The organism is Ruegeria sp. Alg231-54, from assembly GCF_900143525.1.
In the GTDB taxonomy this organism is placed as follows: domain Bacteria; phylum Pseudomonadota; class Alphaproteobacteria; order Rhodobacterales; family Rhodobacteraceae; genus Ruegeria.
Genome location: NZ_FREZ01000001.1, coordinates 906360 through 917259, shown reverse-complemented (window position 1 = coordinate 917259; position 10900 = coordinate 906360). Strand labels below are relative to the sequence as shown.

Here is a 10900-nt window from a genome sequence, read left to right as displayed (position 1 = left end):
CCGGATCAGCAGTTCAGGATCGACTGACGGGCGACCCGTGTGGCTGTAGAAATCCGCAAGGTGCGCGCGGATGCTACTTAGGTCGACGAACAGATCAATCGACCGCTGCAGGTGATCCTGGGGAACATGCTCCTCCAGCGAGAACTCGTAGAACAAGGCCGCTTGCGCCTCTTGCCTTGGTCCCATCATCGCAAACCCTCCCGCTCGGTGACAGAATTGAATCAGTCGTTGGCGAACCAATCAAGGAAGAGTTTTTCAACGGTATCGGCCCAAAGCGACCTTTTCAGTATCTAATTCCAAAGTGGATGTTCATGTCTTTGGCCTCACTTCACGGGTATCTCGGTGAACCGGCGAACCGCGAGGACCGAAGCAGCATAATCCCCTAATGAAATCCCTCTGAAAGCAAAAGCCGCCGGTTTGTTGCGTGCTCGGACGTCGACCTTGCCAGCGACCAATTCCGTCAAATCACCAGCAATTTGCTCGTATGGCAACATCGGCTTGTCGCTTTCCAACTCCTGCAAACGGTCGTCGACAATTACCGTTTCGAAAGCAGTCATGCACGCCGGCACCCACGGGATGCAGGCATCAGTTATGGTGGCGAAGGCCGCTGGCTTCAGCCATCGGGCATCCAGGAAGGGTTCAATAGAGTAGTCCAACGTTATCGATGTCACTATCAGTTCGGCATCACTCAAAGCGTCCCTGGCATTGGCGCATATTTCAGCTTCGAGACCCATTCCCCGAGCGTAACGACAAAGCTTGTCGGCATTCTCTTTGCCACGCCCGAACACGCGGATTCGTTTCAGGGGAAACAGTTCTGAAAACGCTGCTAGATGGGAGTGAGCCTGCACGCCCGCGCCCACAAAAGCCACCGTCTCGGCATCAGGGTCAGCAAGCCGACGCGCTGCCACGACTGACAGAGCCGCAGTTCTGACGGCCGTAATCCAATTCGCTCCCAAGACCGCGCGAAGTAGTCCGGTTTGCGCATCCATAACCATGATGGCACCGTTTATCGCGGGAAGACCCCTCGCCGGGTTTTCCGGACACACTGTAACCTGCTTGGTCACGATGAATCCATCATCTCCCATTGCCAAAGTAGACATTGCGTAGCGCCCATCGCCGGGCAAGATGACTGTCTTGGAGGAAGTGTGAAGCTTTCCGTCGGCCTTGGCTGTTAGGGCAGCCTCGACGGCATCGGCAACTTCAGAAGGTTGGATGCCTAAATCCCCGAGGTCCTTGTCAGACAGATAAATTAGCGCGTTCTCAGAGGTCATGGTGTTCCTCACCTCAGCAATTTGGCTTTCTGACAAAATACATTATTTTCGGCTGTTCTTCCTATCGGTTTAACTTTGCAGAAGTATTTAGGCTGTAAAATTTTGTCGTCCGATCCAAAGCGCAGAAAAGAATGCGCCTTCATTTTTCTGAAAATGTGAACCTAGCCGAACGCCTGATTTGTCCGCAATTCGGAGTTGCAATGGTCTTGTCAGATTAACTTTGCTTGAGCCGAGCAGGGTGCTCTCGTAGCCCTCGCGCATGATTAAATAATCGCCATTCAAGGATTTCAAGACTAGCCCGGAGGTCATTCGTCTGGCGGTCATGCTGTACGTTCGGTTCCCATTGTCACTTCGAAACGTGGAAGACCCATTGCACGAACGGGGAATTGAGGTGAGCCACGAAACCGTCCGATATTGGTGGAGCAGGTTCGGCCCGATGTTTGCCTCCGGGATCAGACAAAAGCGAGTCCAGCAACTGCGGGCATTTTCGAAATGGAAGTGGCAAGTGGACGAGGTCTTTGTGAAGGTGAATGGCAGGAGACACTACCTCTGGCGGGTCGTAGATCATGAGGGCGAAGTGCTGGAAGCAGTCGTCATCAAACGCCGAAACAAAGCTGCAGCATTGAAATTTCTCTAGAAATTGATGAAGCGCCATGGCTGTGCAGAAGAGATCGTGACGGATCGCTTCGCTTCCTACAAGGCTGCGCTCAGAGAAATGGGCGCGTTCGAAAAACAACAAACGGGAAGGTGACTCAACAACCGCGTTGGGAATTCGTACCTGCCGATTCGGCGGCGCGAATGCGCGATGCAGCGTTTCAGGCGCATGCGAAGTTTTCAGAAATTCCCCTCCGTCCATTCCTCCGTATACAACCACTTCAACCAGAAAAGATCGCTAGCCAGCAGAGATACCTTCAAGCTGACACACACCGCGGCTCTCGCCGAGTGGCGCCAACTTGGTGCTGCATAAAGGGCAGCTATACTGGCCAAGCTGAGACTGGTTCGAATTTGTCTGACAGCACCTTCGGCCGTTTCACCTAAACAAAATGCTGCAGGATAATCGAATGTCTGGAATGACGGGCCGCATTGCAGCATGCCAGTCCATGGATGAATGCCCGGTTAGTCGTCGACAGGCTGTCGCTTTATGGTTTGGCAATACTTCGAAAACCACATCGCCGATCCTACCGACGTCAGTCGGTAGTTGTTCTGTTTTTCGTCCAACCGAACAGTGTGCATTGGAAGCAAAGCCTTTGTAATCACGTATGGCTTGCCATTTGTGATGGAGAGTGCTGCGGGGAAGCTAGAAACTGAAGATGTCTTCAAGTTGTTTCCATATTTGCTCTGCATGATCTGGCTGAGTTTCTGCCAAGCGGACCACCCTGATTGCCAGAAGCTGTGTGGGCAGCACATCATTAATGCACACAAGCGCGCCATCAGAAAGGTGGGTCGCCACTAGAGATTGGGGCAACCACGCGATGCCGATTCCATTCAAGGCGTATTGTAGTATGGCCAACGTAAGTGCGGTTTCGGCTCTGGGCACTGCGGTTTTACCTTTTGGTAAACGCGGTGCAATCATCCTGGAATAGACCTGCCCGAGGAATACTTCGGGCGGGTAGTTGATTGTAGGAATTGCGGCTTCCGTCACTTGCGTGCGCACAGTAGGCGCACAAACTGGAATCAAAGTGTCCATTCCGAGCGTTTTGGTTTCAAACGCGTTAAGGGGTTCTTGGAAACTGTCATCGGGCACCGCGTACATGATGGCAAAATCAACTTCTTTTGAAATCAGGTGCATCAGGCACTCGTCTTGATTTCCTGAACGCACGCGAACCGAGATTTCGCCACCTTCAGTTAAAACACGAACAATTTCGGGTGAAATTGTCGTGGTGAGCGCGTGTTGGCAAACAAACGACAGCGATTTGCCTGTCTGATCACTCGCTGTTTTTAAGGTGTGCCGAAGCCTATGCAGCCGGGTGCTGAGTTCACGTAATTCAAATTCCAGTTCCCGCACCCCTGGCATCAAAGAAACTGGCTTTCGGCGACGGTCAAACAACGTTGCGCCAATGTTTTCTTCGATAAGCCGCACCCGCCGTGTAAACGCGGATTGCGTCAGCAATCGCTTTTCAGCCGCGCGGGCGAGAGAGCCTTTATCAAGCACGGCCAATATATCGTCGATCCACTCAAGACGCATGGCGGATCGATAGTGCAGTTCGTGACAATATGCAATATCCGCAATTTATGTACCGAAATTTGAATTAGGATTGCGACACGGCGCGCAGTAAGTTGCCAAAAGTAAATATTAGGAACCACGAAATGCACCTTGCCCGTTTTCCCCGCCTTCACCTGGCTCATCTTCCGACACCGCTTGAACCGATGAAACGGTTGTCGAAAGAACTGTGTGTCGAGATCTGGATCAAACGCGACGATTGCACCGGCATGTCAACAGGCGGCAACAAGACCCGCAAGCTGGAATTCCTGATGGCCGAGGCGGAAGCGCAGGGCGCGGACATGGTTATGACGCAAGGAGCCACGCAAACTAACCACGGTCGTCAAACCGCAGCCTTTGCCGCCAAGCTGGGACTTGATTGCCATATCCTTCTGGAAGATCGCACCGGATATCAGGACGGAAACTACAACACGAACGGGAACGTGCTGTTGGATCATTTGCACGGCGCGACAACCGAGAAATTTCCCGGTGGTCACGACATGGCGGGCGAAATGGAAAAGGCCGCCGAGAAAAAACGGACAGAGGGCCGTAATGTCTATGTCATTCCCGGCGGTGGATCGAACCCGACCGGGGCACTTGGCTATGTGAACGCAGCCTTTGAGCTTTTGGGGCAAGCCAATGACAGTGGTTTGCGAATTGACCGGCTGGTACACGCAACAGGTTCGTCGGGAACGCAGGCTGGGTTGGTGACAGGAATGTGCGCCATGAATGCGCAGGTACCGGTGCTGGGTATTGGTACAAGAGCGCCTCAACCAAAGCAGGAACAGATGGTTTATGACCTCGCCTGCAAAACAGCCGAAAAGCTGGGTTGCTCAGGCGTGGTAAAGCGCGAGGACGTAATGGCCAATACCGACTATGTGGGCGAGGGCTATGGCCTTCCGACCGAAAGTGGCATCGAGGCGATTGAGATGTTTGCCGAGCTTGAAGGCATTCTTCTGGACCCCTGCTACTCTGCCAAGGGTGCAGCGGGCTTAATCGACCTAGCCCGCAAGGGCGAATTCAATGACCAGAGGATCGTTTTCCTGCACACTGGTGGTGCGGCGGCCCTTGGTGGGTATGATTTTGCATTCGACCACAAAAACAGATGGGTGAATATCTGAGCAATGACATTGCGCCCAATTGGCATTCTAGGTGGCATGGGTCCCGAGGCCACCATCCTCCTCCAGCGTAAGCTGGTGGAGGCCGTGTCGGTAAGTGATGACCGCGATCACATCCCGCTTCTGATTGATATGAACCCGCAGGTACCGTCGCGGATTGATCATCTCATTGAGGGGAAGGGCGAAGACCCGGGACCGACGCTTGCCGCAATGGCACGCCGTATTCAGGGTGCTGGCGCCGCGGCGCTGGCAATGCCCTGCAACACGGCGCATCACTATGCTGACGCGATCACGGATGCAGTGACCGTTCCTTTGTTGAATATGGTGAAACTGGCTGCGGATCATGCTGTTAGTGAACTGGGGGCCGGTGGATGCGTTGGCGTGCTCGCCTCACCCGCAGTGCGCCGTACCCGCCTTTTCGAAACGGCATTGCAAGCCCGCGGGCTATCGATTGTCTGGCCAACGGATAGTGACAGGCTGCTGACGGCGATCCGCAGAATTAAGGTCGACGGTCCAAGTGATGACGCGCGCGAAGCACTACGAACGGCCTCAATTGCATTGGCCAAAGCGGGGGCAGATCTGCAACTTGTCGCCTGCTCAGAATTCTCGCTTATTGCCGATGGCGTCGCGGATGAGGTCAAAGCATCGGACACGATTGATTTGCTGGTCCACGCGATCATTGAGTTTTCTCAAATAGGCTATCTTAACGACGCAGACTAGAGAACTGCGCCGCGCACAGTAGCAGCTTGCTTTGGAAGATTGATGTCACAACCGTTCCCAAAGCTGGTGTGCGATTTGATCAAAACCGGATGGATTGGAAAAGGCCGAAATTGTCAAGGTCGCGCTCCACGCATCATCACCGACTGGCACTAGCAAGCCTTGATCAAGTTCTGCTGTAATTGCCGTTTCGGGCATCCAAGCAACGCCGCTTCCTGTCATCAATCGCCGCTTAATGGTCTCGACAAGGCTGTCGACATAGATCGTCTCGGTATTCAGGCATTTCCGATCAATGGTGTTTTCTACGACCATTCCCAGAAACGAAGACCGGTCATAGGCAAGATAGGGGATTGGCGGGCCGTCCTGTCGTGCAAGATCCCATCCCATAGTGCGAGCTGGTTCAACAGCCGCCACCGGCACCAGACGATCCTTTACCAGATCCTTACGTTCAAATGCGGCCTCATCAATCATTGGCGAGACTGAATGATGATAATAACAAAGCAGGATATCCACCGCGCCTTCGATTAAAAGATCACAACATGTGCTTAAGGAATCAGACAAGACACGTGTGCGTAATTCGGGGATTTGCCTCTGCAACTCGTCTATCCGGGTTGCCAGAAAATTAACGGCTATGGTGTGAAGAACCGAAAATCTGATGAACCGACTATCGCCGCGATCGGCATCCCGTAACGATTGGCGCGATTCCGATAACTGAGACATGGCCGCCAGAGCAACAGGCAGGAACTGTTGACCGGCCTCTGTCAGCTGAACAGGGTATGTCGCTCGGTTGACCAGGGGCAATCCAACCCAACTTTCCAAAGCTTTGATTCTACGGCTGAATGCGGATTGCGTGATGTTTCTCTCGTCGGATGCGCGGGTGAAATTCAAGGTCCGGGCAAGACATTCAAAGTCACGTAGCCAATTCAGGTCCAATGAGTGCTCCAACATGTCAACCGAAGTGCCAGACCAGCATAACGCAAACTATGCAAAGAATGAATGGTTTGATGAAATGTTTGAATTGGCTCTGAGAAAAGCTCTTGATCTAGACTTCGGGTCAGGGTCTGGCGGTTGGTCTTCTTTTTTTTCCTTCCGTCCGATGTTGCAGCCAAAGGGATATTGGCTCGACCCTATTGCGCAATAGGAAAGTCGAACGACGGAAAAAACGACGCCGAAACACGGCGCATTTCAACAGAGGAGAAGACCATGAGAACCAATCTGAAAACGCTGGGAATCGCAGCCGCGGTCAGCATTTATGCGATACCGGCTTTCGCAGCCGAAGAGGTCAAAATAGGTGTGCCATCCTGGACCGGGGCGCAGGCCATTGCACACGTGCTGGGCGCGGTGGTGGAAATGCGTATCGGCGGCAAAGTTGAATATGTGCCCGGCAACAACGCCACGATTTTTCAGGCGATGGATCAGGGTAAGGGCGATATCGACGTGCACCCCGATGTTTGGCTGCCCAACCAAGAAAGCTTTACCAAGAAATATGTAGACGAAGCGGGCACAGTAACTCTGTCGTCGAACCCCTATGAAGGCAATCAGGGTTTCTGCGTTAGCAAGGATTTTGGTGAAGCCAACAACATAACCGATATTGCGGATTTAGGCCGCCCCGATGTTGCCGCGCTGATGGACAGTGATGGCAACGGAAAGGGTGAAATGTGGATCGGAGCGCCGGGTTGGGCTTCGGCCAATGTTAACGAAGTCAAAACCCGCGACTACGGTCTGCTTGATTTCATCGAACCGGTGCGCGCTGAGGAAAGCGTGAAGACCGCGCGGATCAAGGATAGCATCGCCAAAGGCGAAGGCTATGCCTTCTACTGCTACAAGCCACATGCGGTCTGGTACATGTTCGACGTGCAAATGCTGAGCGAACCGACTTTCGACCCGGCAAAATACGTGATGGTTCAGCCCTCGGACGATCCGGATTGGTACAGCAAATCCAGCGTTGCGACCAAAGATGCGCTCAAGAACGTTCAGATCGCGTGGTCCAACACATTGCCAGACCGTTCCCCGGCAGTTGCTGACTTTTTTGCGAATTTCGCCCTGACGGCGGACGATGTTAGCGGTTTTGCCTATGAAATCAGCGGTAAAGGTCGTGATCCGGCAGAAGTTGCCCGCGAATGGGTCGAGGCGAACCCGGATCGCGTGGACGCCTGGCTGGGTCTCTAATCCCACTTCCAGAAAAAAGGGTGGCGCCAATTGGTGGCGCCACCCAAGCACAGTTCTCTGGGGTACACATGAGCGACGATACCGTTATTGAAATCTCGAATGTCTGGAAGATATTCGGGGGCAGGCCCGAGGTGGCGCTGCAGGCGATCCGCGATCGTGGGTTGGACAAGTCCCAAGTGCTGGCCGAATACAACTGTGTTGTCGGCGTCGCTGATGTCAGCCTTTCGGTAAACCGGGGTGAGATTTTTTGCATCATGGGTCTGTCAGGTAGCGGGAAATCCACTCTGGTCCGCCATTTCAACCGACTGCTGGAGCCCACTGCTGGTAAGATCGAAATCGAAGGCACCGATGTCATGGCCTTGGGGACAAAAGAGCTTCAGCAGTTTCGCAACAACAAAATCGGTATGGTGTTTCAGAACTTTGCGCTGATGCCGCATCGGTCGGTGTTGGATAACGTGGCAATGCCACTGGAAATCCGGCAGGTCAGCAAGAATGAGCGCATGCGTCAAGCTGCTGCTATTCTCGATATTGTCGAATTGGGTGCCTGGGGATCAAAGTTCGCACACGAGCTGTCCGGTGGCATGCAACAACGAGTGGGCCTGGCTCGCGCGCTGGCAGCCAACCCGGATGTGCTTTTGATGGACGAGCCGTTCTCGGCCCTTGATCCTTTGATCCGGCGGCAATTGCAGGATGAATTTATCCGGCTGAGCAAGATCCTGAAAAAGACCACGATCTTCATTACACACGACCTGGATGAGGCGGTCCGCATCGGCAATCGGATCGCGATCATGCGCGATGGAAAGGTGGTGCAGATCGGAACAGCCGAAGACATCGTCATGAACCCCGCTGATGACTATGTGGCTGATTTCGTTGCGGGTATTTCACGCCTCAAAGTGGTGCGCGCCCATGCGGTCATGCGGCCAATTCCAGAACATATTGCGGCCCATGGGCCGCTATCGGCGGATGCCCCACGCGTGAATGAAGGCGAAAATCTGAGCACGCTGATCAATCTGGCGATCGACAACAGCAGCGCAATCCTTGTGGAGGACGGCGGCGTGGATGTTGGCGTCATAACCCGTGCCGATCTGTTGCGCACCGTGATCGAAGGGACCGAAGTGTCATGAGCATTTCTGATGTGAACCCGCTGGAAGATACCGAAAGCGAAGCGGCTCTTGCCTATGCCGAAGAGCGGCGTGAAAACATTCGCACCTTTGTGCGCACCAGCCCTGACTACTACATCCGTAATTTCGACAAGATTGGTGCGTCGTCCCGCTTTACGCCAACTTTCAATCTGATGGCCGGATTGTTTGGTCCGGTCTGGTTCGGCGCGCGGGGTCTGTGGTCATGGGCGTTACCATTTCTGATCCTCGAAACAATAGCATTTGTGCAGATTGCGCGAGGATTGTTCGGCGACCTTGCCGCAGAGGCAATGGAGCGTATCGCATCGATTGAAGGGACGCTTGAACTGCGCCGTCAGCAATTGGCGGCGGCTATCGAAAACAACTCGGACAAGATCGACGTCTATCAGCGAACGGTGGACTCGCTTGAAGAAAATATAGGAGGTATTCGTGCCGAGGCCGAGGCGATGGCCGCTGAAGGTCCTTACATCATTCTGACCGGCCTGATCATACTGATCATCGTCAAACTGATACAGTCTCAGGTGGCGAACTGGGCGCTTGAGGCACGTTTCTCGGAATGGTTATCAGACCGCTCGATACGCTCGGCCATGCCGGTATCGCAGATCGTGTTCAGCGCGATCTTCATGGCGCTGATCGTCGCCGCAGCGATGATGCACTACAGTTTCCCCGGGCGCTTTTCGCTGCTTAGCCATTTCCCGACAGACCCAAACATCCGCCTGACCAGTATCACGTGGGTGGAAGATTTCATCGCCTGGTGCGTACGCAACAGCGAGGCTTTTTTTGACGGGCTGACATTCGGCATCCGTACTTTGCTGGATGCGTTAGAGGTCATACTGGTCCAGACGCCATGGATCGTGATTGCGAGCCTGATCATTCTGCTGACCTGGCTGACCGCTGGCATTAGCACGGCGATCTATTCAGGCGCATTTCTGGCCTATATGGGCCTCTTGGGTTTCTGGGAAGGTGCCATGACCACGCTGGCCTTGTTGGGGACAGCGGCGTGTTTGTCTATTGTCATTGGAATTCCGCTTGGCATGTTTGCTGCCCGTCGCCCACGGTTCTATGCGTTTATCCAACCGATCATGGATTTTATGCAAACCATGCCAGCCTTTGTCTTCATGGTCCCCGTGATCGCTTTTTTTGGCGTTGGTAAGCCAGCTGCGGTCGTGGTCACAATGATCTTTGGCGGCACACCGGTGGTACGATTGACCGTTCTTGGTCTGCGTGGTGTGCCAGAAAGCGTGCGCGAAGCAGCTATTAGTTTCGGTGCCAATAAGTGGTACTTGCTAACTAAGGTAGATCTTCCATTAGCAAGCCCATCGATCCGCGCGGGAATCAACCAGACGATTATGTTGTCGCTGGCGATGGTTGTTGTGGCCTCGCTGATTGGCGCCAAGGGGCTGGGTGAGGATGTGCTGGAAGCGTTGCAATATGCCAATGTGGGTCAGGGTATCCTCGCCGGGTTTGCAATCCTTTTCTGCGCCATGATCCTTGATCGCATTGTACAGGGTGGGCGCAAATGACACCTGTCGTATTCGTCCATGGATTTTTGGGCGGCAGTCGACAATGGTTTGGGCAAGTCGAAGCCCTGGCCGGTTTCAACGTCGTGGCTTTGGATTTACCAGGATTTGGAGAGAATGCGCATCTCAATGCCCCCGGCAGCATCGCGGGCTTTGCCGAGTGGGCGCTGAGAGAATTAAGCGCGCAGGGAATTGAGCGGTTTATCCTGATCGGCCATTCAATGGGCGGGATGATCGTTCAGGAAATGGTTGCCAGTGCACCCGAACGTATCGACCGGTTGGTGCTTTATGGCACCGGAACAATGGGCATTTTACCCGGCCGATTTGAGACAATCGGCACTTCAAAGCACAGGGCGAATATAGAAGGACCAAGAGCTACGGCCAGACGTATTGCGGCAACCTGGTTTCTCGATCGGGAAAAAGCTGCGGCCTATGAGGACTGTGCTGTGATTGCAGAACAATGCAGCCTTCAAACTATGCTAGCTGGGCTCGACGCGATGGAAGGTTGGAGTGGCGCTAAACGTTTGGCGGATATCATGACCCGTACGTTGGTGATTTGGGGTGACCGGGATCGGACCTATCCATGGAGCCAAACCGAGCAATTGTGGCAATCAATTCCTGACGCCAACCTCGCCGTGATACCTGGATGTGCTCACGCGACGCATTTGGAGAAGCCGGGGCTATTTAACTCGGTTCTGCGAGATTTTTGTGGCGCCTGACGGGTTGTCCCCAGCCAAAATGTTGAAACGGCCGCTGTCGTGACCAT

At 53.8% G+C, this 10900-nt stretch carries 10 protein-coding genes and 2 pseudogenes; 7 read left to right on the top strand and 5 right to left on the bottom strand.

The genetic code is table 11. The annotated features are described in order from the left end of the window. From DHN12_RS04560 to DHN12_RS24595, 3 genes and pseudogenes are all read right to left on the bottom strand, one after another. A pseudogene (locus DHN12_RS04560) lies at positions 1 to 189 on the bottom strand (IS5/IS1182 family transposase); the annotation flags it as partial. A 134-nt stretch (positions 190 to 323) separates the two neighbouring features. Continuing rightward, entirely contained in the window at positions 324 to 1271 is a 948-nt protein-coding gene (locus tag DHN12_RS04555) for an ornithine cyclodeaminase family protein (protein ID WP_108859045.1), read from the bottom strand. A gap of 87 nt (positions 1272 to 1358) precedes the next feature. Continuing rightward, positions 1359 to 1595, bottom strand: coding sequence for a hypothetical protein (locus DHN12_RS24595; protein WP_199913465.1), 237 nt, complete (start codon positions 1593 to 1595; stop codon positions 1359 to 1361). Here DHN12_RS24595 and DHN12_RS04550 point away from each other — a divergent pair. After that, a pseudogene (locus DHN12_RS04550) lies at positions 1579 to 2238 on the top strand (IS6 family transposase). The gene DHN12_RS24595 and the pseudogene DHN12_RS04550 overlap by 17 nt on opposite strands. A 330-nt stretch (positions 2239 to 2568) precedes the next feature. On the opposite strand, the gene DHN12_RS04545 reads toward DHN12_RS04550, so the two are convergent. Then, positions 2569 to 3456, bottom strand: coding sequence for a LysR family transcriptional regulator (locus DHN12_RS04545; RefSeq protein ID WP_108859044.1), 888 nt, complete (start codon positions 3454 to 3456; stop codon positions 2569 to 2571). A gap of 122 nt (positions 3457 to 3578) precedes the next feature. On the opposite strand from DHN12_RS04545, the gene DHN12_RS04540 reads away from it, so the two are divergent. Beyond that, positions 3579 to 4592 (top strand): D-cysteine desulfhydrase, encoded by a 1014-nt coding sequence (locus DHN12_RS04540; protein ID WP_108859043.1) that lies wholly within the window; start codon positions 3579 to 3581, stop codon positions 4590 to 4592. A gap of 3 nt (positions 4593 to 4595) precedes the next feature. Continuing rightward, the gene (locus tag DHN12_RS04535) at positions 4596 to 5309 is read left to right on the top strand and encodes an aspartate/glutamate racemase family protein (protein ID WP_108859042.1); all 714 of its coding nucleotides are present in this window, start codon (positions 4596 to 4598) and stop codon (positions 5307 to 5309) included. A gap of 45 nt (positions 5310 to 5354) precedes the next feature. Here the strand turns inward: DHN12_RS04535 and DHN12_RS04530 are convergent, their stop codons facing one another. Beyond that, positions 5355 to 6254 (bottom strand): LysR family transcriptional regulator, encoded by a 900-nt coding sequence (locus DHN12_RS04530; RefSeq protein ID WP_234416547.1) that lies wholly within the window; start codon positions 6252 to 6254, stop codon positions 5355 to 5357. Between the two features lie 255 nt (positions 6255 to 6509). Between DHN12_RS04530 and DHN12_RS04520 the strand changes: the two genes are divergently transcribed. The 4 genes from DHN12_RS04520 to DHN12_RS04505 all read left to right on the top strand — a co-directional run bounded on the left by DHN12_RS04520 (position 6510) and on the right by DHN12_RS04505 (position 10853). Beyond that, a complete protein-coding gene (locus DHN12_RS04520) occupies positions 6510 to 7475 on the top strand; it encodes a glycine betaine ABC transporter substrate-binding protein (protein WP_108859040.1) in 966 nt (321 codons plus the stop codon). A gap of 68 nt (positions 7476 to 7543) precedes the next feature. Beyond that, positions 7544 to 8599 (top strand): glycine betaine/L-proline ABC transporter ATP-binding protein, encoded by a 1056-nt coding sequence (locus DHN12_RS04515; RefSeq protein ID WP_108859039.1) that lies wholly within the window; start codon positions 7544 to 7546, stop codon positions 8597 to 8599. Then, positions 8596 to 10137, top strand: a complete 1542-nt coding sequence (locus DHN12_RS04510; RefSeq protein WP_108859038.1) for a proline/glycine betaine ABC transporter permease — start codon at positions 8596 to 8598, stop codon at positions 10135 to 10137. Before DHN12_RS04515 ends, DHN12_RS04510 begins: the two co-directional genes overlap by 4 nt. Next, the gene (locus DHN12_RS04505; RefSeq protein ID WP_108859037.1) at positions 10134 to 10853 is read left to right on the top strand and encodes an alpha/beta fold hydrolase; all 720 of its coding nucleotides are present in this window, start codon (positions 10134 to 10136) and stop codon (positions 10851 to 10853) included. The genes DHN12_RS04510 and DHN12_RS04505 overlap by 4 nt, the downstream gene beginning before the upstream one ends. The last annotated feature ends 47 nt before the right edge of the window (positions 10854 to 10900 follow it).